Source organism: Gryllotalpicola ginsengisoli DSM 22003 (assembly GCF_000419445.1).
Classification (GTDB): Bacteria; Actinomycetota; Actinomycetes; order Actinomycetales; family Microbacteriaceae; genus Gryllotalpicola; species Gryllotalpicola ginsengisoli.
Map to the genome: position 1 here is coordinate 101,612 of NZ_AULK01000003.1, position 24,719 is coordinate 126,330.

The 24,719-nt window shown below is 72.5% G+C and carries 24 protein-coding genes; 16 read left to right on the top strand and 8 right to left on the bottom strand.

Translation table 11 applies throughout. The features are described from left to right. The first annotated feature begins 26 nt into the window (after nucleotides 1–26). Nucleotides 27–1,109 carry a M24 family metallopeptidase gene (locus H563_RS15475; protein ID WP_022881936.1) on the top strand — a complete coding sequence of 361 codons (1,083 nt, stop codon included), beginning with the start codon at nucleotides 27–29 and terminating at the stop codon, nucleotides 1,107–1,109. A 51-nt stretch (nucleotides 1,110–1,160) separates the two neighbouring features. Here H563_RS15475 and H563_RS15480 read toward each other — a convergent pair whose 3' ends face one another. The 3 genes from H563_RS15480 to H563_RS0107235 form a co-directional block, all read right to left on the bottom strand. Then, entirely contained in the window at nucleotides 1,161–2,696 is a 1,536-nt protein-coding gene (locus H563_RS15480) for an MGH1-like glycoside hydrolase domain-containing protein (RefSeq protein ID WP_022881937.1), read from the bottom strand. A 10-nt stretch (nucleotides 2,697–2,706) separates the two neighbouring features. Further along, nucleotides 2,707–4,026, bottom strand: a complete 1,320-nt coding sequence (locus H563_RS15485; protein WP_162138929.1) for an ABC transporter substrate-binding protein — start codon at nucleotides 4,024–4,026, stop codon at nucleotides 2,707–2,709. A gap of 154 nt (nucleotides 4,027–4,180) precedes the next feature. Further along, complete coding sequence (locus H563_RS0107235; protein WP_022881939.1) at nucleotides 4,181–5,182, bottom strand: LacI family DNA-binding transcriptional regulator; 1,002 nt, start codon at nucleotides 5,180–5,182, stop codon at nucleotides 4,181–4,183. A 183-nt stretch (nucleotides 5,183–5,365) separates the two neighbouring features. On the opposite strand from H563_RS0107235, the gene H563_RS0107240 reads away from it, so the two are divergent. The 8 genes from H563_RS0107240 (at nucleotide 5,366) to H563_RS15495 (ending at nucleotide 12,479) form a co-directional block, all read left to right on the top strand. Further along, nucleotides 5,366–6,310 (top strand): carbohydrate ABC transporter permease, encoded by a 945-nt coding sequence (locus H563_RS0107240; protein WP_022881940.1) that lies wholly within the window; start codon nucleotides 5,366–5,368, stop codon nucleotides 6,308–6,310. A gap of 10 nt (nucleotides 6,311–6,320) precedes the next feature. After that, on the top strand, nucleotides 6,321–7,214 hold the full coding sequence (locus tag H563_RS0107245; RefSeq protein WP_022881941.1) for a carbohydrate ABC transporter permease: 894 nt from the start codon (nucleotides 6,321–6,323) through the stop codon (nucleotides 7,212–7,214). Continuing rightward, the gene (locus tag H563_RS15490; protein WP_022881942.1) at nucleotides 7,211–8,140 is read left to right on the top strand and encodes an NAD-dependent epimerase/dehydratase family protein; all 930 of its coding nucleotides are present in this window, start codon (nucleotides 7,211–7,213) and stop codon (nucleotides 8,138–8,140) included. The genes H563_RS0107245 and H563_RS15490 overlap by 4 nt, the downstream gene beginning before the upstream one ends. After that, entirely contained in the window at nucleotides 8,137–9,060 is a 924-nt protein-coding gene (locus tag H563_RS0107255) for a 5-dehydro-4-deoxyglucarate dehydratase (protein WP_407635315.1), read from the top strand. Before H563_RS15490 ends, H563_RS0107255 begins: the two co-directional genes overlap by 4 nt. Further along, nucleotides 9,057–10,214: a mandelate racemase/muconate lactonizing enzyme family protein gene (locus tag H563_RS0107260; RefSeq protein ID WP_081416186.1), complete on the top strand. Its 1,158-nt coding sequence runs from the start codon at nucleotides 9,057–9,059 to the stop codon at nucleotides 10,212–10,214. Before H563_RS0107255 ends, H563_RS0107260 begins: the two co-directional genes overlap by 4 nt. Next, nucleotides 10,211–11,536 carry a Gfo/Idh/MocA family protein gene (locus H563_RS0107265; protein ID WP_027479212.1) on the top strand — a complete coding sequence of 442 codons (1,326 nt, stop codon included), beginning with the start codon at nucleotides 10,211–10,213 and terminating at the stop codon, nucleotides 11,534–11,536. Before H563_RS0107260 ends, H563_RS0107265 begins: the two co-directional genes overlap by 4 nt. Before the next feature lie 62 nt (nucleotides 11,537–11,598). Further along, a complete protein-coding gene (locus H563_RS0107270; protein ID WP_022881943.1) occupies nucleotides 11,599–12,174 on the top strand; it encodes a DUF308 domain-containing protein in 576 nt (191 codons plus the stop codon). Continuing rightward, nucleotides 12,171–12,479, top strand: coding sequence for a hypothetical protein (locus tag H563_RS15495; protein ID WP_022881944.1), 309 nt, complete (start codon nucleotides 12,171–12,173; stop codon nucleotides 12,477–12,479). Before H563_RS0107270 ends, H563_RS15495 begins: the two co-directional genes overlap by 4 nt. Nucleotides 12,480–12,639: 160 nt before the next feature. On the opposite strand, the gene H563_RS18375 is transcribed toward H563_RS15495, so the two are convergent. From H563_RS18375 to H563_RS0107295, 4 genes are all read right to left on the bottom strand, one after another. After that, entirely contained in the window at nucleotides 12,640–14,490 is a 1,851-nt protein-coding gene (locus H563_RS18375; RefSeq protein WP_022881945.1) for a hypothetical protein, read from the bottom strand. A gap of 104 nt (nucleotides 14,491–14,594) precedes the next feature. Beyond that, nucleotides 14,595–16,136, bottom strand: a complete 1,542-nt coding sequence (locus H563_RS0107285; RefSeq protein ID WP_022881946.1) for a hypothetical protein — start codon at nucleotides 16,134–16,136, stop codon at nucleotides 14,595–14,597. A gap of 113 nt (nucleotides 16,137–16,249) precedes the next feature. After that, entirely contained in the window at nucleotides 16,250–17,656 is a 1,407-nt protein-coding gene (gene purB, locus H563_RS0107290; RefSeq protein ID WP_027479213.1) for an adenylosuccinate lyase, read from the bottom strand. Nucleotides 17,657–17,664: 8 nt separating this feature from the next. Continuing rightward, nucleotides 17,665–18,198 (bottom strand): low molecular weight protein-tyrosine-phosphatase, encoded by a 534-nt coding sequence (locus H563_RS0107295; RefSeq protein ID WP_022881948.1) that lies wholly within the window; start codon nucleotides 18,196–18,198, stop codon nucleotides 17,665–17,667. Nucleotides 18,199–18,348: 150 nt separating this feature from the next. On the opposite strand from H563_RS0107295, the gene H563_RS0107300 reads away from it, so the two are divergent. Together H563_RS0107300 and H563_RS17315 are read left to right on the top strand one after the other, a co-directional pair. Beyond that, nucleotides 18,349–18,585: a hypothetical protein gene (locus H563_RS0107300; protein ID WP_022881949.1), complete on the top strand. Its 237-nt coding sequence runs from the start codon at nucleotides 18,349–18,351 to the stop codon at nucleotides 18,583–18,585. Further along, nucleotides 18,582–19,829: an alpha/beta hydrolase family protein gene (locus H563_RS17315; RefSeq protein ID WP_022881950.1), complete on the top strand. Its 1,248-nt coding sequence runs from the start codon at nucleotides 18,582–18,584 to the stop codon at nucleotides 19,827–19,829. The genes H563_RS0107300 and H563_RS17315 overlap by 4 nt, the downstream gene beginning before the upstream one ends. 12 nt (nucleotides 19,830–19,841) lie before the next feature. Here the strand turns inward: H563_RS17315 and H563_RS0107310 are convergent, their stop codons facing one another. After that, nucleotides 19,842–20,240: a phage holin family protein gene (locus tag H563_RS0107310; RefSeq protein WP_022881951.1), complete on the bottom strand. Its 399-nt coding sequence runs from the start codon at nucleotides 20,238–20,240 to the stop codon at nucleotides 19,842–19,844. Between the two features lie 40 nt (nucleotides 20,241–20,280). On the opposite strand from H563_RS0107310, the gene H563_RS0107315 reads away from it, so the two are divergent. From H563_RS0107315 to H563_RS0107335, 5 genes are all read left to right on the top strand, one after another. Next, nucleotides 20,281–21,339 (top strand): histidinol-phosphate transaminase, encoded by a 1,059-nt coding sequence (locus H563_RS0107315; RefSeq protein WP_022881952.1) that lies wholly within the window; start codon nucleotides 20,281–20,283, stop codon nucleotides 21,337–21,339. Nucleotides 21,340–21,436: 97 nt separating this feature from the next. After that, a complete protein-coding gene (locus H563_RS0107320; protein WP_022881953.1) occupies nucleotides 21,437–22,360 on the top strand; it encodes a metal ABC transporter solute-binding protein, Zn/Mn family in 924 nt (307 codons plus the stop codon). Further along, entirely contained in the window at nucleotides 22,350–23,228 is an 879-nt protein-coding gene (locus tag H563_RS0107325) for a metal ABC transporter ATP-binding protein (protein WP_022881954.1), read from the top strand. Before H563_RS0107320 ends, H563_RS0107325 begins: the two co-directional genes overlap by 11 nt. Continuing rightward, on the top strand, nucleotides 23,225–24,124 hold the full coding sequence (locus H563_RS15510; protein ID WP_022881955.1) for a metal ABC transporter permease: 900 nt from the start codon (nucleotides 23,225–23,227) through the stop codon (nucleotides 24,122–24,124). Before H563_RS0107325 ends, H563_RS15510 begins: the two co-directional genes overlap by 4 nt. Next, a complete protein-coding gene (locus tag H563_RS0107335; RefSeq protein ID WP_022881956.1) occupies nucleotides 24,121–24,543 on the top strand; it encodes a Fur family transcriptional regulator in 423 nt (140 codons plus the stop codon). Before H563_RS15510 ends, H563_RS0107335 begins: the two co-directional genes overlap by 4 nt. Nucleotides 24,544–24,719: the final 176 nt, after the last annotated feature.

Consider the following 24,719-nt stretch of genomic DNA (forward strand, 5'->3'; position numbering starts at 1 on the left):
AGCGGTTTCTCGATTAGAGTCGGCGCATGGGCGACGACGCCTTCCCCGAAGAACGCGTGGGCGCCGCGCGGGCCGAGAAGATCCGCCGCGTGCGCGAACTGCTCGCGGCCCGCGAGCTCGAGGGGGTGCTGCTGACCGGCATCGAGACGGTCGCGTGGCTGCTCGACGGGGCGCGGGTGGCGGTCCCCCTCGGCGGACCGCCCGTGGCCGCCGTCGAGGTGCGGTACGACGCGGTGATCGTGCACGCGCCGGCGAACGAGCTCGAGCGGCTGCGGGGCGAGGAGCTCGGCGATCTCGCAGGGCTGGAGCTGCGCCCGCGGCCGTGGCACGAGCCGCTGCCCGCGTCCGGAGCGCAATCCGCCGCCGGCCTCGCCGACGAGGCGGCGCTGGCCGCCGAGCTGTGGGTGCTGCGCACGGTCCGGCTGCCGGCCGAGCTCGCGCGGTTCCGGCGACTGGGCACGGATGCCGCGGCGCTCGCCACCCGGATCGCGTCCGCCGCACGCCCCGAATGGAGCGAGCGGCGCCTCGCCGCCGAGCTCGCCGCCGGCGTGTACGAGCTCGGGGCGGAACCGGTCGTGGTGCTGGTCGGGGGCGCGCGGCGCAGCGGCGTGCAGCATCCGTTGCCCACGGCCGCGCCGCTCGGGCGGCGGGCCGTGTTCGCGTTCGGGGCGCGCCGCGCGGGCGCCGTCGTGAACCTCACCCGCTGGCTGCAGCGCGGCGCCGACCCGGCCGACGAGGAGCGCGACGCGCGGCTGCGCGAGGTGGAGGCGGAGGTGCTGGACGCCACGGTGCTGGGCGCGCCGCTGGTCGCGGTGCTCGAGGCGGCGCGGGCCGCTTATGGCCGGCATGGCTTCGGCACCGAGGCGTGGCTGCGCCACCATCAGGGCGGCCCGAGCGGGTACGCCGGCCGCGACCCGAAGGTCACCCCGCGCAGCCCGGGAACCGTGCACGACGGGCAGGTGCTCGCCTGGAACCCCTGGGTGCCGGGGGCGAAGCTCGAAGACACCGTGCTCGCCACCGCGTCGGGGGTCGAGGTGCTCACGGCCGATCCGGAGTGGCCGGCGACGACGACGCGGGGCCGGGTGCGGCCGCTGCCCCACCCGTACTGACCCGGCGGCTACTGGTCCGGCGCCCACTGGGCGGGGTTCACTGGCCGGGGCTTACTGACCGGGCGCGACGAACACCGGGCCGGTGCGGGCGACCACCTGCCCGTGCTCGAGCTCGACCCGCTCGTCGGCGCGCAACTCCAGCTCGTGCACGGCTCCGCCGATCTCGAACCGGCCGCCGACCGGATGCGGGGAGACGTTGACGATCGCGCGAGCCTCACCCGCGGCATCCGTCACGACGCGCACGCCCGCCGGGGTGCGGGCGACGACCTCGCCGTCGCGGCTCGCGGTGAGCGTGCCGGCCCGGACGTCGACGCGCAAGTCCCCACGGCGGTACGAGCCGCCGGTGACGCCGTCGGGCAGCAGGCCCGTGAACCAGACCTCACCCTCGGGCCGCGGCTCGACGCCGCAGCAGCGCTCGACCGCGTCGAGCAGCCAGAGCATCGCCGGCGTGTACCGCTCGGCGTAGCCGGGGGCGCCCGTGTCGGGGTCGTAGGTCTGCGGGAACCGGCCGGCGCGGGCCAGTGCCGTCAGCAGCGGCAGATCGACGAGCGCCAGCTCGGCCGCGCGGCCGTGCCGCTCGAACGCGGCGGGCGCGCGCAGCACGGCGAGGAAGTTGGGCGGGCCGCCCCACGAGTTGCGCTCGACGTCGCGCTGATAGGCGGGGTGGGCGCGGGCGACCGTGGTGAACGGATGCCTCGCGAAGAACCCGCGCGGATTCAGCAGCCACCTCCGTAGCGCCTCGGCGAAGAACACGTCGTCGCCGATGCCGCACGCGAGCACGCGCAGCAGCACGTCGGAGGGCACGCGCACCGCGCCGCCGAGCGCGTCGCGGTCGTAGAACTGGCCGTCGTCGGCGTCGAAGCACTGCTGCCACAGCGCGGCCCGGCTGCGGGCGGCGGCCTCGAGCCACGGCTGCGCCGGTTCGCCGAGTTCCGCGGCGATGAGCGCCAGGTGCTCGCGCTGGCAGGCGGCGTGCGCCGTGAGATCGGGGGCCACGAACGGCAGCCGCGGGATGCCGCGGTCGAACCGGGCCGGGTCGCGGCCGGGCGTCGTGTCGGGGATGCCGGCGAAGCGGGGCGAGCCGTCGTGGCCGGTGTCGAAGGCGCAGAACGCCTCCACGCCGCCGGTGCCCCGGGTGTCGCGGTGCCGGGCGACCCAGGTGTCGTCGGCGGCGAGCGCCCGGTACAGCACGGCGAGATCGCCGCGGTCCAGCGCGCCCAGCCGGTAGGCGGTCCACGCGCTGCGCGCGAGCGGGGTCACGCGCTGGATCTGGCCGAACGCGGGCCCCTCGGCGGTGATCTTGTACGGCAGCAGCCCGTCGGCGCGCGCCAGTCGGGCGAAGCGCAGCATCGTCGCCCGGGCGAGCCCGGGAGCGAGGCGGGCCAGCACCTCGGCCGAGATCGAGCCGGTGCTCTCCAGCCACGCGCCCGGGTACGGCCCGCCCTCGAGCAGCACCGGCTCGCCCCCGCCGAGCGGGGCAGTGCACTCGGCGAGCTGCGCAGCGGCACGGCGCCACGCATCCGCGAGCCCGCCGCCGTCGGCGTCGAACCGGATGCCGCGGCCCGCGAGCCCGAGAGCGTCGCTCACGCCGTCCGGGTCACTTGTTCAGAGCCGCCGACATCGTCTTGATCCACTCGTCGGCCGCCTGCTTCGGGGTCTGCCGGCCGAAGATCACCTCGGCGTCGAGCCGGTTGGTGGTGTCGACCATGATCGATCCTCCCGCCGGCTGCGGCGGCAGCGCGGAGCGGCCGTTCGCGGCCACCTGCTGCACGTAGTCGGCGGCCGCACGGCTGCCCGGGTCGAGGGAGGGCTTGATCGCGTCGAGCACCTTCTGATTGAACGGCAGCCCGCGGTCGGCGAGGATCTTCTTGCCCGCCGCCGGCGAGTTGACCAGGTAGTCGATCAGGATCGCGGCCGCCTCCGGGTTCTTCGACTTGGAGTAGATGGCGTAGTACTGCGACGGCAGCACGGTCGTGCCGGGCCGGGCCGCCTGCTTCTCGCCGGGCACGCCGATGATGGTCATGTCGTCGCCGGAGGCCTGCGCGAAGGTGGGCGTCAGGTTGCTGTAGGCGAAGGTCATCGCCGCCTTCCCCTGGCCCATTAGGGTCTGCTCGGGGGCCGCACCCTGGGTCTCGGTGGTGACGTCGGCGGGCGGCATCCCGCCGCCCTTGATCAGCTGCTTCTCGAGGTTCCAGAAGTCGACGAGGGTCGACGCGGTGATGCCGAGCTTGCCGCCTGAGGTGTACATGCCCGTCTTCGTCTCCTGCGCGGCGAACACGCCGAGGATGTCGGAGACCTGCATCTCGAGCGCGTAGTCGCCCTTCGGCAGCTTCCCGCCCAGCTCATCGGCGTACGCGACGAAGTCGTCCCAGCTCATGTCGGCGGTGGGCGGCTGCATGCCGGCCTTCTCGATCAGGTCGGTGTTGACGACGAGGCCGATCGCGTTGCCCCCGGTGGGAACCCCGTACAGCTTCCCGTCCACCTTCGCCGAGGTCAGCGACTGAGCGGTGAACGGCTTCGTGTCGAGGTACTTGGAGACCGTGGAGAGGTCGAGCAGGGCGCCGCGCGCGCCGTACTCCTGCGGGTAGGCGCCGCCGAGCGTCATCACGTCGGGGGCGTCGCCGGCCGCCGTCTCGGTCGCGAGCTTGGCGAAGTAGGAGTTGATGTCGTCGGCCGGCTGCGTCTCGACGGTGATGTTCGGGTGGGCCTTGTGGAAGTCGGCGAGCACCGACTTGGTGGTGGCGAGGCGGTCTGCGCTGCCCCACCAGGAGAACGAGATCGTGACCTTCTTCGAGTCGCTGTAGCCCGAGTCCCCGGTCGACGCCGAGCCGGTGCTGCAGCCGGCGAGCAGCAGTGCGGCGGCCGCGCAGGCGGCGGCCGCGGCGGCGAGGGGCAGGCGATGGAGTCGAGTACGCATCATTGCGCCGTTCCAATCCGGGTGATGATCCGGTCTCCGACCACGGTGTCAGAAACCGCTTTCACGGCATCTTCACGCGGCGCCTGCCCGCTGTCAAGGGCGCTGCCGAGGGCGAGGTCAGGACGCGCGCACCGCGTGCGATCGGATGCCGCGGTCAGCGGCGCGCCGCCGTCGAGGCGCGCACCTCGAGCCGCGGTTCGAGGAGCAGGTCGCCCGGCGCATCGGCGCCCGTCAGCAGCGCCGACATGCGCCGCCATGCCTCCCGGCCCAGCTCGTCGTGGGGCGCGGAGGCCGTGGTCAGGGCCGGGCTCGTGTAGGCGGCGAAGGGGATGCCGTCGAAGCCGGCCACCGACACCCGGCCCGGAACGTCGACCCCCAACTCGGCCAGCTTGTGCAGCACCCCGATGGCCACCAGGTCGTTGTAGGCGAGCACGGCCGTGGCATCCGATGCGGCGATCGCGGGGGCGGCGGCCAGGCCGGCGTCGATGCCGGCGCCGCCCGGCATCCGTTGCAGCGTGACGTCGTCGTGGTCGCGCTGGAACTGTTCCAGGCCCCGCAGCCGGTGGCGGTTCGAGACGCTGTCCTCCGGGCCCTCGAGGTAGACGATCGTGCGGTGCCCGAGGTCATAGAGGTGCGCGGCGAGCAGCCCGATGCCGGTGACGTAGTCGATCGACAGCGACGGCACCGCCACGGCGTCGCTGCGCCGGTTGATCAGCACCAGCGGGTCGAACTGGTCGGCGAGCGCGGTGAGCTCGCTCTCCGACATGCGCGGCGCGCACAGCACGAGGGCGTCGCAGCGCCGGCGCAGCTCGACCGAGAGCGGGCCCTCCTCGCTGGGGGACTCGGCCGAGTCGCCGACGAGCACGCGGTAGCCGTCGCGGGCGGCCGCCTTGCTGAGGCTCGTGAGGACGGCCTGGAACGCCGGGTTGCCGAGGTCCGGCACCATGAAGCCGATCGAGCTGGTGCGGCCGAGGGCGAGGCTGCGGGCCAGGGTGCTGGGGCGGTAGTCGAGCTCCTGCGCGGCGGCGCGCACCCGGTCGGCGACGGCGGGGTCGCCGAGGAACTTGCCGTTCATCACCCGCGAGACGGTGGCGGGCGAGACCCCGGAACGGCGCGCGACGTCCACGATCGTCGGCGACATCGAGCGGCGGGCCATGCCGACCTCCTTCCATCGACGCCTTCCAGCGGCACCGTCTACCGATACCGGTGCGGTCTCTCCCATCCGCACGGGCCGCGGTTGACCGCGCGCGACCCACGGTCCCATAATCGTGCATCGGAGAAGAAACCGCTTTCACGCGGCATCCGCCCCACCCGAACGGCGACGAGGAGGTCACCGGACGTGAGCAGCATCGGCGAGCTGCGCACGCTCACCAAGAGCATGCGCCAGCGCGGGGAGAAGACCCGCGAGAAGATGCCGGACAACAAGGCCGGCTTCCTGTTCCTGCTGCCGTGGCTCATCGGCCTCGTCTGCATCACGATCGGCCCGATGGTCGCCTCGCTCTACCTGTCGCTGACGGACTACAACCTGCTGCAGCCGCCGCAGTTCGTCGGGCTCAAGAACTACCTCGACATGTTCGACGATCCGCGGCTGTGGAATTCGCTGCGGGTCACCGTGATCTACGTCGTGGTCGGCGTGCCGCTGCAGCTGCTGCTCGCCCTCGGCATCGCGCTCGTGCTGAACCGCGGCATGCGCGGTCTCGCCTTCTACCGCTCGATCATGTACCTGCCGAGCCTGCTCGGCGGCTCGGTCGCGGTCGCCGTGCTGTGGCGGCAGGTGTTCGGCAGCGCGGGCCTCGTGAACTCGCTGCTGGCGGTGTTCGGCGTCCAGGGGCCGGGGTGGATCTCGAGCCCGGACACGGCGCTCAGCACGATCATCCTGCTGCACATCTGGACCTTCGGCTCGCCGATGATCATCTTCCTGGCAGGGCTCCGGCAGATCCCGGGGCAGTACTACGAGGCGGCCGAGGTCGACGGCGCCGGGCCGGCGAGGCGGTTCTTCGAGATCACCCTGCCGCTGCTGTCACCGGTGATCTTCTTCAACCTGGTGCTGCAGATCATCTTCGCGTTCCAGTCCTTCACCCAGGCGTTCATCGTCTCGGGCGGGACCGGCGGCCCCGCCGACTCGACCCTGTTCTTCACGCTGTACCTGTACCAGCAGGGTTTCGGCAACTTCAACATGGGCTACGCGAGCGCCATGGCCTGGTTCCTGCTGCTGATCGTCGCGGCGTTCACCGCGGTCAACTTCTGGCTCTCCCGGTACTGGGTCTTCTACGAGGAGGGGTGAGGCGGCCGACATGGTGACGGAGACGTACAGCGCCGCGTCACGGGCGGCGAGCGGCGAGCGGATGCGGCGCAGCATCGGCCGCGCGGTGACGAGCGTGCTGAAGCACGCCGGGCTGATCGTGCTCGTGGTGATCATGATCTACCCGCTGATCTGGCTCGTCGTGAGCTCCTTCAAGCCCAACGACATCATCTTCCGCGACCCGGGCCTCGTGCTGCACGACCTGACGCTGAAGAACTACACCGACGGATGGACGGCGCAGGAGTTCCCGTTCACGAAGTACCTGGTGAACACGGCCGTGCTCGTGCTCGGCGCCGTGGTCGGGAACCTGATCTCCTGCTCACTGGCCGCCTACGCCTTCGCGCGGCTCAGGTTCCGGTTCCGCACCCTGTTCTTCGCGATCATGCTCGCGACACTGATGCTGCCGATCCACGTCATCATCGTGCCGCAGTACATCCTGTTCTCGCAGCTGGGCTGGGTGAACACCTTCCTGCCGCTCTTGGTGCCGAAGTTCCTCGCCACCGACGCGTTCTTCGTGTTCCTCATGGTGCAGTTCATCCGCGGCATTCCGCGCGAACTCGATGAGGCGGCGCGCATCGACGGCGCCGGGCACTTCCGCGTCTTCGTGCAGGTGATCCTGCCGCTGATGGTGCCGGCGCTCGCGACGACCGTGATCTTCACCTTCATCTGGACCTGGAGCGACTTCTTCAGCCAGCTGATCTACCTGACGAAGACCGACCACTGGACGGTCTCGCTCGCGCTGCGCGGCTTCATCGACTCGTCGTCGAGCTCCGACTACGGCGCTATGTTCGCCATGTCGGTGATCTCGCTGCTGCCGCTGTTCCTGATGTTCCTGTTCGGGCAGCGCTTCCTGGTGCGCGGCATCGCCACGACGGGAGGCAAGTGATGCGGGTGCTGGTGACCGGAGGCTCGGGGCGGCTCGGGCGCAGCGTGGTGCAGGTGCTGGCCGAGCGCGGGCACGAGGTGGTCTCGGTCGATGCGGCCGAAGGGTCGGCCGCTGTGCGCGAGCACGTCATCGACTGCGCGGACCCGGGCGCGCTCGCATCCGTCATCGCCGCTGAACGGCCGGAGGCGGTGGTCGCGCTCGCCGCGATCGCCGTGCCGTTCAGCGCGCCCGAGGCGGTGATCCTGCGCCAGAACGTGGCGCTGGTGAGCGCGTTGCTCGAGGCGACGATGCGGGACGGAGGGGTGCGCACCGTGATCGCGGCCTCGAGCCCGACGGTGCTCGGCTACGGCGCCCCGCACGGTTGGCTGCCTGAGCGGCTGCCGCTCGACGAGGAGGAGCCGCGGCGGCCGTGGAACGCCTATGCGCTCTCGAAGCTCGTGGTGGAGGAGGCGATGCGGTCGGCCGGCCGCAGCGTGGGCGATCGGATGCGGTTCGTGAGCTTCCGGCCCTGCTATGTGATCGCGCCGGAGGAGTGGCGCGGCGCCCCGACCCAGCAGGGGCATACGGTCGCCGAGCGTCTCGCGGACCCGGATCTGTCGGCGCCCGCGCTGTTCAACTACGTCGACGCGCGCGACGCCGCCGCGTTCCTCGACCTCGCGGTGCAGGCCGGGCCCGAGCTGCCGCAGGGCGACACCTTCTTCGTCGGCGCAGCCGATGCGCTGGCCACCCGTCCGCTGGCCGAGCTGCTGCCGCGCTACGTGCCGGGCACCGAGGAGCTCGCGGCGGGTCTGACCGGCACGGCGCCCGCCTTCTCCTTCGCGAAGGCCGAGCGGGTGCTCGGGTGGCGGCCGCAGCGCAGCTGGCGCACGGAGCTCGCCGACTCTGAGCAGGGAGATGTGCAGCAGGGAACGGAGGGTGCGGCATGAGCGATCTGGTGTTCGAGAGCGTGTTGTTCTTCCCGGTCACGCCGTTCGACGCGGCCGACCGGGTCGACGAGGAGCTGCTGGCCGCGCACGTGGCGGGCGGCGTCGCCGCCGGTGCCGGCGGCGTGTTCGCCGCGTGCGGCACCGGCGAGCTGCATGCGCTCTCGGTGGCCGAGGCGCAGCGCGTGGTCGCCGTGTCGGTCGAGGCGGCCGCGGGGCGGGTTCCCGTCGTGGCCGGGGCGGGCGGATCGCTCGGCACCGCGCGCGAACTGGCGCGAGGGGCGGCGGATGCCGGGGCCGACGCCGTGCTGCTGATGCCGCCGTACCTCGTGCAGGGCTCGCAGACGGGGCTGCTGCGTTACGTCGACGCCGTGGCGCAGGCGAGCCCGCTTCCGCTCATCGTCTACCACCGCGCCAACGCCCAGTTCACCCCCGACTCGGCGCGCGCCCTGGCCGCCGACCCGCGCGTGATCGGGATCAAAGACGGCGCCGGCGACATCGGCCGGGCCCAGGAGCTGGTCGTCGCCGTGCGGTCGAGCGGCCGCGACGACTTCCTGTTCTTCAACGGGCTGCTCACCGCCGAGGTCAGCCAGGCCGCCTACCGGGGCATCGGCATGCCGCTGTACTCCTCGGCCGCGTTCGCGATGGCGCCCGAGGTGGCGCTCGCCTACTACCGCGCCTACATCGCCGGCGACGAGCCCGCCCGGCTGCGGCTGCTCGACCGGTTCTTCCTGCCGCTCGTCGCCCTGCGCGACGAGACCCCGGGCTTCGCCGTCTCGCTGATCAAGGCCGGGCTGCGCCTGAAAGGGGTCCCGGTCGGGTCGGTGCGGCCGCCGCTCACCGACCCCGACGAACGGCAGACGGCGCGGCTCGCCGAGATCCTCGAGGCGGGCGAGGCCGTCGTGCGCGAGCTCACCCGATGACCGCTGACCCGACGACCGCAGAGCGGCTGCCCGAGCTCGGCGATCCGGTCCGCGCCGTCGAGGCGCGCCTGCTGACCGCCCGGCTGCCGCGGCCCTGGGGGCCTGAGGCGCCCGAGAACCACGTCATCGTCGTGACGGTCAGCACGGAGAGCGGGCGGCAGGGCACCGGCTTCGCGTGGACGCCCACGGTCGGCCCGACCGCGGTGCTCGCCGCTCTGCGCGACGACCTCGCCCCCCGCGCCGTCGGCCTCGAGCCCGACCCGGTCGCCGTGTGGGGCCGGCTGTGGCTGGAGACGCACGAGGCGGGCGACGGGCTGATGGGCATCGCCCTGGCCGGAGTGGACACGGCGCTCTGGGATCTGCGGGCGCGCTCGGCCGAGGCATCCGTCGCCGCGCTGCTCGGCGCGAGCCGCCGCGCGCTGCCCGCCTACGGCAGCGGCGTGAACCGGCACTACCCGCTGCCCGAACTGGTCGCCCAGGCCGAGCGCTGGGTCGCGGCCGGATTCGACGCGGTGAAGGTCAAGGTCGGCGGCCGCGAGACAGCCGAAGACCTCGACCGGCTGCGCGCGGTGCGCGAGGTGATCGGGCCGGGCCGCGCCCTGATGATCGACGCGAATCAGCTCTGGGACGTGCCCGCCGCGGTCGCCGCGATCGACCGGCTCGCGGAGGTCGAACCGGCCTGGGTGGAGGAGCCGCTGCTGTCCGACGACCTCGCCGGCTACCGCGCGCTGCGCGAGGAGGTCGGCGTGCCGATCGCCGCCGGCGAGAACCTGCGCTCGCGGTGGGCGTTCGAGCGGTTCCTCGAGGCCGGCGTGCTCGACGTGGTGCAGCCCAATGTGGTACGGGTCGGCGGCATCACCCCCGCGCTCGAGATCGCCGCGCTCGTCGCCGACGCGGGCGCCCGGCTCGCCTTCCACCTGCTTCCCGAGCTGTCGGCGCCGCTCGCGGCCGCGCTGCCCGACGCGGGGGCGATCGAGATCGTCGAAGACGCCACCTTCGACCGGCTCGGCCTCGTGCGCGCGGCGCCGTTCACGCTCGCGGGGGGAACACTGACCTTGAGCGACCGACCCGGCCTGGGGCTCGACTTCGTGACGAGCGTGCCGGGTGCCGCGGGCGCGGCGGGTACTGCGAGCACAGGAGAGGACACGAGATGACGGATGCCGAACGCTACGCCCTGATCGGAACGGGATCGCGCGCCGAGCTGTACCTCGACGGGATCCTCGCCCGCCCCGAGCTCGCCCGCCTGGTGGCGTGGAGCGACCCGAACCCCGGCCGACAGGACTACTACGAGGCGAAGTTCCCGCCCGGCCGGGCGCCGCACCGCTTCGACCCCGCCGAGCTGGAGACCGCGATCGCCGAGCACGGCGTGCAGCGGGTCATCGTGACGACCCCCGACTTCACCCACGCCGAGTACGTCTCGCGCGCGCTGCTCGCGGGAGCCGACGTCGTGGTGGAGAAGCCGCTCACCATCGACGTGGACGGCGTGCGACGCATCCGTCACGCCTTGGACGAGTCGGGGCGCTCTCTCGTGACCACGTTCAACTACCGGTACAGCCCGCGCAATTCGGCGCTGAAGCGGGTGATCGCCTCGGGGCGCATCGGGCAGGTGACCTCGGTGCACTTCGAGTGGGTGCTCGACACGGCGCACGGCGCCGACTACTTCCGGCGCTGGCACCGCTACAAGAAGAACAACGGCGGGCTGCTCGTACACAAGGCCTCGCACCATTTCGACCTCGTCAACTGGTGGATCGACGCGGCGCCGGTGCGCGTGTTCGCGAGCGGAGGCCTGCGGTTCTACGGCGCCGAGAACGCGGCGCGGCGCGGGCTCGGTCCGCGGCCGGAGCGCGGCACCGGGCATGCGGCGGAAGACCCGTGGTCGCTCGACCTCACCCTCGACGCGAAGAACAAGGGGCTCTACTTCGACGCCGAGAAGTACGACGGCTACCTGCGCGACCGCGACGTGTTCGACCCGGGCATCACGATCGAGGACAACCTGTCGCTCGTCGTCGACTACGACACGGGCGCCTCGATGAGCTACTCGCTGAACGCGCACAGCCCGTGGGAGGGCTACCGCATCGCCGTGAACGGCACCGAGGGCCGGGCCGAGCTCGACGTGGTCGAGCGCGGCGCCGTGCTGCGCGGGCCGGACGGGTTCGTGGTCGTCGACCCCAGCGCCCAGCCGGGGCTGTTCCCCGCCGCCGACGTGCGCCCGCCGTCGGAGCGGCTCCTCGTGCAACGGCACTGGGAGCCGGCCGAGGAGGTGCCGATCGAGGCCGGCACGGGCGGGCACGGCGGCGGCGACGCCCTGATGCTGGACCACGTGTTCGGGCGGGTCTCCTCCGACGAGCCGCTGCACCGCATCGCCGGCGTCGACGACGGGGTGCGCGCGGTGTCCGTCGGCATCGCCGGAAACCGGTCGCTAGAGACGGGGGCCCCGGTCGTCGTCTCGGAGCTGGGGCTCGACGCCGCTCAGTGAAGCCACAACCGCACCGCAACTAGACTGGGGAGGATCCCCGCACGTCTCGAAGGAAGGTGCACGTGGCCGCCCGCTACTGGCTTGCTCAGTTCGCCCGCGCGGTCGTCGCACTCGCCGCCGGCGCTGCCATCACCTTCGATCAGGGCCACTCAGCGGCGCTCGGCCTCGGCGTCTTCTCCGCCTTCGCGATCCTCGGCGGTCTCGTGACCTGCTGGTCGGGTTTCCTGGTGACGGATGCCTCGTTCCGCGCGCTCTTCGCCGTGCAGGGTCTCGTCGGCGTCGCCGCCGGCGTCGTCGCCCTGGTGGTGCGCTCGGGCGGCCTCGGCGCCCTGCTCTACACCGTGAGCGTGTGGGCGCTGATCACGGGCGTGCTCGAGCTGCTGGCCGGCTGGCGGGCACGCCGCCGGCTCGACGAGGCGGCGGCCGTGTCGCGCGACTGGCTGCTCGCCGGCATCGCGACCGTGGTGCTCGCCATCGTCTATCTGGTCATCCCCCCGGAGCACCGTCTCGTCGTCGGGCTGCTCGGGGCCTACGCCGTGATCATCGGCGTGTACCTCGCGATCGGCGCCTTCTCGCTGAAGTGGGCACACCCCACCGCGGCGCTCGACGCGGATGAAGCAACGGAGTCCCACGCATGAGCAACCCTTCCCCGAAACCCGGCCGCACGCCCTCGCGTCGCGAGGTGCTGCGCCCCGCCGAACTGGTCGGAGGGGCGGCGCTGCTCGGAGTGTTCGCGGGGCTCGTCGTGCTGATCGCCGCGCGCTCCCTGGTGGATGCCGGCGTGGCGTTCGGCGTGGCGTTCATCGTCGCGCTGGTGGTCGTCGCCCTGTTCGTGCAGTCGCTGAAGCCCGACGCCGAGGAAGAGGCCGACATCGAGGAGCAGGACGCCGCTCACGGCGGCACCCGCCCGGTGCTCGGCCGCGACGACGAAGAGCACCGCTAGGGGCTTCTGAGCCCACCCTGCGAGTGGCGGGGTGCGCGATTCGTCACGTTTCGACGATGTGGCGTTCTGCACGAGCGCATTTCGACGAATCGGATGCGCGCGCGAGGGCCCGGCGCGACCGAGGTGTCTCGGCCGCGCCGGGCTCGCGCGTTTCAGCGCGTCAGCGGCGTGCCGCCTGACGTGCCGTGCCGGGGCGGCGGCGCAGCACCAGGGCCACAATGCCGAGCAGCAGCAGCGCCAGCGCGGAGCCGAGCATGCCGGCCACGTCGGTGCCGGTGCTGGCCAGGTCGCCCGCCGCGGCGGCGCCGAGCTCGGCGTCCGCGGTGAGGCCGGCGCCCGCGTCGGCGGTGAAGCCGAGGTCCGCCCCCGTGGCCTTCGCTCCGGTGATGTCGGCGGCGGTGACGCCGCTCACGCCGGTGCTGCCGGTGTTCCCGGTGTTGCCGGTGTCACCCGTGTTGCCGGTGTTCCCGGTGCTGCCGGTGTCGCCGGTGTTGCCGGTGTCGCCGGTGTCACCCGTGCCCCCGGTGCCACCCGTGTTGCCGGTGTCACCAGTGTCACCAGTGTTGCCGGTGTCACCCGTGCCCCCGGTGTTCCCGGTGTCACCCGTGTCGCCGGTGCCCCCGGTCCCGCCCGTGCCGGTGGAGGCCGGGTCGCTGTCGCCGAGCACATCCACGAGGGCGGTGTCGACCAGACCGGTGTCGGTGAGGGTGTCGCCGAGATCGCTCACGGCGTCGGTGACCAGCCCGGCCACGTCGCCCTCCTCGAGGTTGTCCACGGCGTCGGTGACGACGCCGTCCACCACCTGGTCGTTGACGCCGTCCACCGCGTCGTCCACGGTCTGCAGGGTGTCGTCCACGGCATCCGTCACGGTGTCGTCGAGCGCGTCGGCGAGGTCGCCGCCGGTGAGCACGGAGTCGAGCACCTCGTCGACGTTCTCGGTCGCGTCGCCGACGAGACCGCCTTCGACGATCGCGCCGTCGCCGACGACATCCGTCAGGCCCGAGTCATCGCCGAGCGCGTCGTCGACCAGGCCCGTGGTGTCGAGACCCGTGACGTCATCCACCAGGCCGGTGACCGGGTCGGTCACCTCGGAGACGACGCTGTCGTCGCCGAGCGCCAGCGGGTCGAGCAGGTCATCGCCCACCAGGTCGTCGACGGGCGAGGTCGACCCGTCAAGCAGGTCCTCGACCGGGGTCGAGCCGACCGCGTCGTCCACGGCGTCCGGAGTGAGGGTGTCGGTGACCTCGGTCAGCCCGGTGTCGGAGAGCACCGGGTCGGTGAGCTCGTCGACCGCGTCTCCGGCGGTGGCGCCCGGGTCGGCGGTCTCGCCGCCGGTCGTGCTGTCGCCGACCGTGTCGACGAGGGCGTCCGACACCAGCCCGGTCACGTCGCCCTCGGAGAGGTCGGTGGTCGCGTCGGACACGGTCTGCTGCACGTTGCTCACCGCATCCGTCACCGTGTCGGTGACCGCGCTGCCGGTGTCGCCGCCGGTCGTGAGCGAGGTCACCGTGCTGTCGACGTCGCTCGCGGCGTCGCCCACGGTGCCGCCCTCGACCAGGGCGCCGTCGCCGAGCACCTGGGTGACGGGGCTGGCGTCGCCGGTCGTGTTCTCGAGCACGTCGCCCACGGCGGTGCCCTGGGCGGCGTCGATCAGGCCGCCGGTGGCGCCGTCGTCGCCGAGCACCGGGTCGACCACGCCGTCGCCGACGGTGGAGTCGACGGGGCCCTGGTCGCTGACGGTGCCGGTCACGGTGCCGATGTCGGTCGGGTCGGTGACCGTGTCGGCGGCGTCGAGCACGCCGTTCACGGTGTCGGTGGTCTGAAGCGCGTCGCCCGTGAGCTGGTCGACGGTGGTGGTCACCGGGTCGGTGACCTGCGTGACGGTCGCCGTGAGACCGTCGAGGGACGATGAGCTGTCGCTCTCGGCCGCGTTCGCCGCAGCGACGCCGGCCAGAGACAGCCCGCCGAGGAAGCCTGCGAACAGCAGGGCCCGGCAGAGGTTCTTGTTCATGGAAAAGTCTCTCCTTGACTGGGTAGGAGGGATCGCAGAGGCGATCCGGGGTCTCGTCTCTCCGCCGCGCACCCGCATCGAGCGGGGGGCAGAGGGCGAGCTACCTAGTCAGGCGAGACGTCGTCGTCGAAGACGGGGGAAAGCGGCGCGGCGTCGGCGTCGGGCCGAGCCGTGAAGCCCGTGGCGAGCACGGCCTGGAACGAACCGCCGCGCACCGCGGCCGGGTCGGTGACGCCCCCGCGCCCGCCGGCGGAGGCGCCGGACGATGCCGCGGCGACCGCGGACTCGGGCGAGGCGGGCGACGGCAGCAGCGGCGCGCCGGGCGTGCCGCTGACGATGACGACGGATGCCGCGGCCGGCGCCGCCGGGACGGCGGCGGTGCTGACGGCCGTCGGGCCGAAGGGCACGACGAGGTCGGCGAACGCGGCATCCGTGGCGCCGGCGGCGTCTGGCGTCGAAGCGGCGGCGGCCTGAGTCGCGGCGGCGCCGGTCGCGGCGGCGACGTCCGCGGACGCGGAGACGCCCGGAAGCTCGGCGGTCGGGTCGGTGCCCGTGGGCGTGCTGACGACCGGCTCGGAGCCGGTCGCGCCGGTCTGATCGCCGGTTCCCGGATCGGGCGACTGCGGCCACGGCAGGGTCGGCAGCGGGGCGATCGGAAGGGCGGGGGCGTCGTCGGCGGTCGTGCCCTGCACGACGCCCGTGACGGTATCCGTGACGGTGCACACGGTCGAATCCAGGGAGTCGGCCAGCGACGACGTCAGCGATGAGACGGGGTCGGAGCCGACGAGGCCTGCGACCACGTCGCCCAGCACCGGAGCCTGCTCGACGGCGCCGACGGTGCCGTCCACGACCCCGGCGACCCCGCCCACGACCGAGCCCACGAGGTGCGCGTCGCCGACGGCGTCGAGGGTGTCGGTCAGCGGCGCGGTCGCGGAGTTCAGCGAGTCCTGCACGGGGGTCGGAAGCACGTTGGTCACGTCGGCGGCGGTGTTCTGCGCGAGCCCCGCCGTGGTGTCGACGGTGTCGTCGACCAGGCCGCCGACGGAGCCGAGGGCGTTCCCGAGGTGGTCGACGGTGCCGCCGAGCAGGGAGTCGTCTGAGGCGGTCGCTGCCGGTGCCGGGTCGGTGGCCGCGGCGGTGGAGGCGGCCGGAGTCGAGGTCTGCGTCGCCGCGTGCGTCGACGTCTGCGTCGCCGATGCGGCCGTCTGGGTGGTCTGGGCCGCGGGGTGGCTCGCGGGCGCTGAGCTCTGCGACGACGTGTGCGTCGCGGGCGCCGCGGCAGTGGAAGTCGAGGATTGCGTCGTCGTCGTGGTCGTCGACGTGCTCGGCGCGGGCGATGCCTTCGCCGGCGCCACCGTGGTGACGACCGAGGTCACCGTCTTGTCGAGTGCGCCGGTGGTGCCGGTGACGAGCTGGTCGACGGCTCCGCCGACGCCGGTGAGGGTCTTGCCGACCACGGCGCCGAGACCGCCGGTCGAGGTTCCGGTGGGCGTCGAGGTCGCCGTCGTCCGCGCTTCGGCGGCGGAAGCCGACTGAGGGGCGAGCGCCTGAGACGCGATGAAGAGTCCCCCGCCGACGGCGGCGGCGATCAGGGCACCACGAACAACGGCATTCAGCCGTGATCGTCCCGCCTGGTCGGCGCCCATCGTGTCCCCCCGTGGAATGTCGGTTCTACCCCAGAGGGTAACCCCGCCTTCGGGGGCAAGCAGCCGGAAGCATCCGCTTCACCCCCGCATTGGGGGTGGGACCATCGGTCTATTCAGAGGCTCTGATTCGCGACCGGGTCGGCGAGGTGGTCGACGAGCGCCGATGCCGCGCCGACGTAGCCGGCCGGGGTGAGCGCGAGCAGCCGCTGCTTCGCCTCGTCGCCGATGTCGAGCCCGGCCACGAACGCGGCGAGCTCGTCGGCGCCGACGCGGTGCCCGCGGGTCAGGTCTTTGAGCACGGCGTAGGGGTCGGCGATCGTGGAGCGGCCGGCGACGACCTCGGCGCGGATGACGGTCTGGATCGCCTCGGCGAGGACCTCCCAGTTGGCGTCGAGGTCCTTGGCGAGCGCATCCGTGTCGAGCGCGATCTCGCCCAGCCCGCGCTCGAGGTTGTCGAGGGCCAGCAGCGAGTGGCCGAAGGCGACGCCGATGTTGCGCTGCGTGGTCGAGTCGGTCAGATCGCGCTGCAGCCGCGTGGTGACGAGGGTCTGCGACAGCGTGTCGAACAGGGCCGAGGAGAGCTCGAGGTTCGCCTCCGCGTTCTCGAAGCGGATCGGGTTGATCTTGTGCGGCATCGTCGACGAGCCGGTGGCGCCGGCGACGGGGATCTGGCGGAAGTAGCCGAGCGAGATGTACGTCCACACGTCGGTGGCGAGGTTGTGCAGGATCCGGTTCGCGTGGGCGACCTTGCCGTACAGCTCGACCTGCCAGTCGTGCGACTCGATCTGCGTCGTCAGCGGGTTCCAGGTCAGCCCCAGAGACTCGACGAACTCCCGGCTGATCGCTGCCCAGTCGGCGCTCGGGTCGGCGGCCAGGTGGGCGGCGAAAGTGCCGGTCGCGCCGCTGAACTTGCCGAGATAGACGGATGCCTCGAGCTGGGCCACCACGCGGTTCAGCCGGTACACGAACACCGCGAGCTCCTTGCCCATCGTGGTGGGCGTGGCCGGCTGGCCGTGGGTGCGCGACAGCATCGCCGCGTCGCGGTGCTGCTCGGCCAGCGCGGCGAGCTTCGCGATCGCCGCGCGCAGCTTCGGCAGCCAGACCTGCTCGACGGCGCTCTTCACGGTGAGCCCGTAGGAGAGGTTGTTGATGTCCTCGCTGGTGCACGCGAAGTGGGTGAGCTCGGCGACGGCGTCGAGTCCGAGCCGGTGCAGCTCGCCGCGGATCAGGTACTCGACCGCCTTGACGTCGTGGCGGGTGGTCGCCTCGATCTCGGCCAGCGCCTGGATCTCGAGGTCGCCGAAGTTCGCGGCGAAGGCGCGCAGCTGCGCGACCTGCTCGTCGCCGAGCGGGGCGGCGCCGAACATCCCGCGCGAGGTGAGGTGGATCAGCCACTCGACCTCGACGTGCACTCGAGCGCGGTTCAGCCCGGCCTCCGACAGGTGGTCGCCGAGGGCGCTCACCGCGGCCCGGTACCGCCCGTCGAGGGGGCTGATCGGCTGGGGCGGCAGGGCGGGCAGCTGGTCGTTCATCGGGTGGTTCCTTTGTCGAGGGCGGGCGCGAGCTGCGCGACGAGTCCGGCGCAGGCGCGCTCGACGAGGGCGAGCACGGTGTCGAACATCGCCTCGTCGGAGTAGTAGGGGTCGGGCACGTCGAGGGTGCGCGCCCGCGGCGCGAAGCTCATCAGCAGGCGCACCTTGCTCTGCTGAGCGGGCTCGGGGGCCCAGTGGTCGAGGATGCGCTTGTGGCTGTGGTCGAGCGCCACGACCAGGTCGAGCGAGCCGAACCACTCGGGGTCGAACTGGCGGGCGCGGTGGCTTGCACCGTTGAAGCCATGGCGCTGCAGAGCGGCGACGGTGCGCGGGTCCGCCGGCTCGCCGACGTGCCAGTCGCCCGTGCCCGCGGACGTCGAGACGACCCGGTCGCCGACGCCGGCCTCCGCGGCGAGCTCGCGGAACACGACCTCGGCCATCGGCGAGCGGCAGATGTTCCCGCTGCACACGAAGCAGACGCGGAAGAGATCAGAGTCCGCCTCGTCGGCTGCGGCGGAGGCGAACGTCACGGGAACCATTGTGCCGCAGCGCCGGTGCGGCGCGACTCGCCCCGCACAGCCGGAGGGCGGCCCCGGTTCTCCACGATGCGCTGCGCCGCGGCATCCGATCGTCGCCGGCCTCGGAGACGATGTGAGTCCGTCCGCGCCGGATGAGGAGAAGTGACCATGATGCGCCTGCCCGACTCCGGGCCCGACCCGGCCGTTGCCCTGCGCGTGCGCCTGCGCGGCGTGCAATCCGAGTGCTATCCGCTGCGGGCGCTGCTGCCGCGACCCGACGGCTGGCACGGGGTGGCGAGCGCGGCTTTCGGGCGCCGCGTCGACGAGGTCGGCGATCGCGTGGTCGCGGTGATTTGGGCCCTCGAGCGCGCCGACGCGGTGCTGGCGGGTGCGTCATGAGCGGCATCGAGGTGTCGGGCGGCGGCAGCTTCGCGGTCACGACCGAGTCGCTGCTCGAGGCGCAACGGATGCTGCGCGAGCTCGCCCGGCGCACCGAGCAGCTCTCCGGCGACCTCGGTGCGGGGCCGGTGCCTCCCGGGGAGGTGGACTGGCTGCTGGCGACGGCCCGCCGCGAGCTGGCCCTCGCCGACGAGCAGGCCCGGGCTCTGGCCGACGGCCTCGGCGAGGCCGCGGTGCGCTACGGCATCGCCGAGCGGCTGTCGACGGCCCAGGCGTGGCTCGCCGCGCACGCGGGCGGCGGCGCCTTCGATCTGGCGGTGCTCGCGGCGCAGGCCGCCGCGCTCGCGCCGGCCGGCCGGAAGCCGTGGACCGACGAGCAATTCGACGCGTGGCTGCGGCGGTTCGCGGAGAGCGTCGACGTGCCGCTCGCGCTGTGGTTCGTGCGCGAGCTGCCCGGCCGCGCGCTCGAGGAGACCGACGTCACGGTCGAGTCGGTCGGCGATCCGGTCTCCGACTCGGCGCCCGCGGGGTTCGCCGACCTCGCCGCGCGCATCCCCGCCGCCGACGAGGGCGCACCGCAGGTGCGGGTGGAGCGCTATGACCAGCCCGACGGCTCTCGGCGCTTCGTCGTCTACGCCGGCGGCACCGTCGAGTGGAACGCGGTGGCCGACGACGAGCCGTGGGATCTCACCTCGAACGCGAGCGGCGTCGCCGGCGAGGCTGCCGCGTCCACGCGCGCGACGATGGCCGCGTTGCAGCAGGCCGGCTGGCAGCTCGGCGACGAGGTGCTCCCCGTCGGCCATTCGCAGGGCGGCATCGTCGCCGCGGGGCTCGTCTCCTCCGCGGCCGTGTCGGCGCCGATGCTGGTCACGTTCGGCTCGCCGACCGCCGGGGTGAGCGTGCCGTCCTCGACCACGAACGTCGCGGTGGAGCACGTCGACGACCCGGTGCCGACGCTCGGCGGTCTGCCGCGGGTGGGCGCGGGCGCCCTCGACCGCGTGGTCGTGCGCGAGAGCACGGATGCCTCGGCGTCAGCCGGCGGCGGCGGAGTGCCGCAGCATCGGATGTCGGGCTACCGGGCCACGGCCGAGCAGATGGACGCCTCATCCGATCGACGCCTGGTCGCCGCGCGGGAGCGGCTCGCAGCCTTCACGGGCGGCGGCACGGCGACCGTCACGCTGTGGCGCGGCGAGCGGGTGTATGTGGCGCCCGGCGCAGGTGCGGGCACGGCGAAGGTGCAGTGAGGGGGAGCGCCGTCAGTCCCTGTCGCGCCGGGTGAGCGGCCGGAAGAACAACCCGACGATCCAGCTGATGACGCCGAGCACGAGGGCGCCGAGCACGCCCCACCAGAAGCCGTCGATGCTGAGCCCGAACCCGAACCAGCTCGAGATCCAGGCGACGAGCAGCAGCAGGATGCCGTTCACGATCAGCGCGAACAGGCCGAGGGTGACGAGGTAGAGGGGGAAGGCGACGATGCGCAGCACGGTGCCGATCACGCCGTTGACGACGCCGAAGATGAGGGCGAGGAAGAGGTACGTCCAGAAGGTCGCACCGCCGGAGTCGGCATCCCACGGCGTCACGTGCACGCCCGAGACGATCAGCGTCGTCAGCCACAGCGCGAACGCGTTGATCAGCAGTTTCACGAGGAAGCGCATGGTTCACAGTGTGCCAGGGGCGCACCGCTACGGTTGAAGCGTGTCGGAGAACGTCAGACTTCGCCCCGAGATCGCCGCGCTGGGCTCGTATTCGCAGGGCCGCTCGCCCTCGCCCGAGGGGTTCAAGCTCTCGAGCAACGAGAACCCGTATCCGCCGCTGCCGGGCGTGCTCGAGGCGGCGATCGCGCGGGCCGAGTACAACCGGTATCCCGACGGGGCCGCGATCGCCCTGCGCACCCGGCTCGCCGACCGGTTCGACGTCGAGTTCGCCGAGGTGCTGGTCGGCGCCGGCTCGTCGTCGCTGCTGCAGCAGCTGATGCTCGCCGCGGCCGGCCCCGGCGACGAGATCCTCTACGCCTGGCGGTCCTTCGAGGCCTACCCGGCGTTCGTCACGGTCACCGGCGCGACGAGCGTGCAGGTGCCGCTCACCGACACCCTCGAGCACGACCTGCCCGCGCTCGCCGCGGCCGTGACCGAGCGCACCCGCGTGGTGCTGGTCTGCTCGCCGAACAACCCGACCGGCCCCACGGTCTCCGCCTCCGACTTCGAGGCCTTCATGGCCGCCGTTCCCGACGACGTGCTCGTCGTGCTCGACGAGGCGTACCGCGAGTTCGTCACCGACCCCGCTGCGGTCGACGGAGAGGCGTATCTGCGCCGCTTCCCGAACCTCGTCATCACGCGCACCTTCTCCAAGGCCTACGGACTTGCCGGCCTGCGGGTCGGCTACGCGATCGGCCCGGCCCGCATCCTCGACGCGGCGCGCGCGACGGCGATCCCGTTCGCCGTCACCGAGCTCGGCTACGCCGCCGCCATCGCGAGCCTCGACCGGCAGTCGGAGCTCGACGAACGGGTGGCCGACATCGTCGCCCGCCGCGACCGGCTGCGCGACGCCCTCATCGGCCAGGGATGGGCGGTGCCGGCGGCGCAGGGCAACTTCCTCTGGCTGCCGACCGGGGAGCACACGGCCGAGGCGACGGATGCTTTCTTCGACGCCGACATCGCCGTGCGCCCGTTCGGCGCCGAGGGCATCCGCATCTCCGTCGGCGAGGAGGAGGCGATCGAGCGCGTCCTCGCCGTCGCCGCGGCGCTTCCCCGCTGAGCGCCGCAAACGCTTTTGACAATCATTATCAATAAGGCGTAGCGTACGAAGCGGCGCGGGTCGCGCCATCCGTTCTCGACTTAGACAGGCCCCCTTCGTGCGCACCTCGAAGCGTTCCGCCCTCATCGTCTCCCTCGCCGCCGCGGGCCTCGCGCTCGCCGGATGCTCGAGCAGCGCCTCCGGGCAGCCCGGCTCGTCCGCATCCGACGGCACCGTCCAGGTCGTCGCCTCCACCGACGTCTGGGGCAGCGTCGCCGAGTCCGTCGGCGGCAGCCACGTGCACGTCACGTCGATCATCGACGACCCCGACAAGGACCCGCACGAGTACCAGGCCGACGCGCGAAATCAGCTCGCCATCTCGAAGGCCGACGTCGTCATCGCCAACGGCGGCGGCTACGACGACTTCGTCACGACCATGGTGAACGCCGCGAAGAGCACGGCGACCGTGCTCACCGCTGCGAAGATCTCCGGCTACGACCAGCACCCGGCCGACGGCGAGTTCAACGAGCACCTCTGGTACGACTTCCCGACCGTGCAGAAGGTCGCCGACAAGATGGCGGATGCCTTCGCAAAGGCCGACCCGGCCGACAAGGCCGACTTCACGGCGGCCGCGGCGAAGTTCGACGGCGAGCTGAAGACCCTCGAGTCGACCGAGGCGCAGCTCAAGAACAAGTACGCGGGCGAGAAGGTGACCATCACCGAGCCGGTACCTCTTTACATGCTCGACGCGATCGGCCTCGACGACGTCACGCCCGAGAAGTTCAGCGAGGCGATCGAGAACGGCACGGATGTCGCGCCCACGGTCCTCCAGAAGACACTGGCCCTGTACACCTCGAAGACGGCGAAGCTGCTCGCCTACAACGAGCAGACCACCGGGGCGCAGACGGAGGCCGTGCTGAAGGCGGCCAAGCAGAACGGCATCCCGGTCGTGCCGGTGACCGAGACGCTGCCGGCCGGGCAGAACTACATTGGGTGGATGACGGCCAACCTCGACGCGATCGGAGCAGCGCTTGCCCGCTGACGCCACGCGATCCGGCAGCGACCCCGTGCTCAGCCTGCGCGGGGCGACGCTCCGCTTCGACGACCGCACCCTCTGGAGCGGGGTCGACCTCGACGTGCAGCCGGGCGAGTTCGTCGCGGTGCTCGGCGCGAACGGCACCGGCAAGACGAGCCTGCTGCGCGTCATCCTCGGCCAGCAGCGGCTGACCCGCGGCGAGGTGCTGTTCGAGGGCGAACCGGTGCGGGCGGGAAACCCGGGCATCGGATACGTGCCGCAGCAGAAGCTTGCCGACGACGGCACCCCGCTGCGCGCGCGCGACCTCGTCGGCCTCGGCCTCGACGGCGGACGCTGGGGGTTCTGGCCCTCGCGGCGCAAGCGCGCCGTCGTCGACCGCCTGCTCGCCGAGGTCGGCGCCACCTCCTACGCCCGCAAGCCGGTCTCCCGCCTCTCCGGCGGCGAGCAGCAGCGACTGCGCATCGGCCAGGCGCTGGCCGCCGACCCGCACCTGCTGCTGGCCGACGAACCGCTCGCCTCGCTCGACCTCTCCAACCAGCGCGCGATCAGCGAACTGATCGACCGGCAGCGGCGTGAGCGCGGCTTCGGCGTGCTGTTCGTCACCCACGACATCAACCCGGTGCTCGGCATGGTCGACCGCGTGCTCTACCTCGCCGGCGGCCGGTTCCGCACCGGAACCCCCGACGACGTGCTGCGCAGCGAGGTGCTCAGCGAGCTCTACGGCTCCCCCGTCGACGTGATCCGCGCCCGCGGCCGGATCATCGTCGTCGGCACGCCCGACAGCGGGCACGCCCCGCACGACGAGCACCACGACGCCGGCCATGAGGAATTGTGCGACCACGACCCGTCCGACGCCGAGGCGGTCGCCCTGTGATCGCGGCCGTCGACTGGAGCCAGGTCTTCAACTTCGCCGACTACGGCGAGCTCATCGTGCTGCTGCGCAACTCGATCATCGCCGGCGCCCTGCTCGGCCTCGTCGGCGGTCTGATCGGCGTGTTCGTGATGAGCCGCGACATGGCGTTCGCGGTGCACGGCATCAGCGAGCTGTCCTTCGCCGGCGCATCCGCCGGCCTGCTGCTCGGCGTCGGCGTCGTGCAAGGGTCCATCATCGGCTCGCTCATCGCCGCGCTGCTGATCGGCCTGCTCGGGGCCCGCGCCCGCGAGCGCAACAGCATCACCGCCGTGCTGATGCCGTTCGGCCTCGGCCTCGGCATCCTCTGCCTCGCCCTGTATCCGGGCCGCAGCGCCAACAAGTTCGGTCTGCTGACCGGCCAGATCGTCGCGATCGACGACCCGCAGATCGGATGGCTCATCGCCGTCACCCTCGTCGTGCTGATCGGCCTCGCCGTGGTGTGGCGTCCGCTGATGTTCGCCTCCGTCGACGCCGACGTCGCGACCGCCCGCGGGGTGCCCGTGCGCGGCCTGTCCATCGTGTTCATGCTGCTGCTCGGGCTCTCGGTCGCGGTGTCGGTGCAGATCGTCGGCGCCCTGCTCGTGCTCTCGATCCTGGTCACTCCGGCCGCGGCCGCCCTCAAGGTCTCCGCGTCCCCGCTGGTCGTGCCACTGCTCAGCGTCGCCTTCGGCGTCACGGCCATGGTCGGCGGCATCCTGCTGGCCCTGGGCTCGTCGGTGCCGATCAGCCCCTACGTGACGACGATCTCGTTCGCCATCTACGCCGCGTGCCGCGCGATCGCCGCGGTGCGCACGCGCCGCTCGAGCGCCCCGCGCCCGGCCCCGGTGCGCGAGGCACAGGAGGGGGCGCTGGCATGAGCACCGCGAAACGCAACACCTGGCAGCGCGAGGCGGTGCGCAAGGCGCTCGGCTCGACCGAGGGATTCATCAGCGCGCAGGCCCTGCATTCGTCGCTGCGCGACCGGGGTTCGTCCATCGGACTCGCGACCGTGTACCGCACCCTGTCGGCGCTCGCCGACGAGGGCGACGCCGACTCGCTGCAGTCCCCCGAGGGCGAGGCGCTCTACCGTGCCTGCACCTCCGCCGGCCACCACCACCACCTGATCTGCCGCAACTGCGGACTCACCGTCGAGATCTCCGCCGATGAGGTCGAGGAGTGGGCGCAGGGCGTCGCCGCGGCGAACGGATTCACCCAGCCGCAGCACATCGTCGACGTGTTCGGGCTGTGCGCGAGCTGCTCCGCGGGCGGCGGCGGGGCGGAGCATCCGATCTCATAGCGGCAGCGCCGGTCCCGTCTCCGTTGACGGCTGCGCCGTGAGTCGACCCGCGGCGGGCGCGTACGGATAGCGCGGCCGCTGCGATTTGGCGGATCGACACGCCGCCCGGTAAGCTGGCTGTTTGTCTGGGTCGGACTCCTCGGCCCGGTTCGTGCATGCCAATCCCCCATTCGCAA

Excerpts from the sequence above, each read along its gene's own strand:
- H563_RS15475 (WP_022881936.1), top strand. The coding sequence starts at position 27 with ATGGGCGACGACGCCTTCCCCGAAGAACGCGTGGGCGCCGCGCGGGCC.
- H563_RS15485 (WP_162138929.1), bottom strand. The coding sequence starts at position 4,026 with ATGCGTACTCGACTCCATCGCCTGCCCCTCGCCGCCGCGGCCGCCGCC.
- H563_RS0107235 (WP_022881939.1), bottom strand. The coding sequence starts at position 5,182 with ATGGCCCGCCGCTCGATGTCGCCGACGATCGTGGACGTCGCGCGCCGT.
- H563_RS0107245 (WP_022881941.1), top strand. The coding sequence starts at position 6,321 with ATGGTGACGGAGACGTACAGCGCCGCGTCACGGGCGGCGAGCGGCGAG.
- H563_RS0107255 (WP_407635315.1), top strand. The coding sequence starts at position 8,137 with ATGAGCGATCTGGTGTTCGAGAGCGTGTTGTTCTTCCCGGTCACGCCG.
- H563_RS0107260 (WP_081416186.1), top strand. The coding sequence starts at position 9,057 with ATGACCGCTGACCCGACGACCGCAGAGCGGCTGCCCGAGCTCGGCGAT.
- H563_RS0107265 (WP_027479212.1), top strand. The coding sequence starts at position 10,211 with ATGACGGATGCCGAACGCTACGCCCTGATCGGAACGGGATCGCGCGCC.
- H563_RS15495 (WP_022881944.1), top strand. The coding sequence starts at position 12,171 with ATGAGCAACCCTTCCCCGAAACCCGGCCGCACGCCCTCGCGTCGCGAG.
- H563_RS18375 (WP_022881945.1), bottom strand. The coding sequence starts at position 14,490 with ATGAACAAGAACCTCTGCCGGGCCCTGCTGTTCGCAGGCTTCCTCGGC.
- H563_RS0107285 (WP_022881946.1), bottom strand. The coding sequence starts at position 16,136 with ATGGGCGCCGACCAGGCGGGACGATCACGGCTGAATGCCGTTGTTCGT.
- H563_RS17315 (WP_022881950.1), top strand. The coding sequence starts at position 18,582 with ATGAGCGGCATCGAGGTGTCGGGCGGCGGCAGCTTCGCGGTCACGACC.
- H563_RS0107310 (WP_022881951.1), bottom strand. The coding sequence starts at position 20,240 with ATGCGCTTCCTCGTGAAACTGCTGATCAACGCGTTCGCGCTGTGGCTG.
- H563_RS0107335 (WP_022881956.1), top strand. The coding sequence starts at position 24,121 with ATGAGCACCGCGAAACGCAACACCTGGCAGCGCGAGGCGGTGCGCAAG.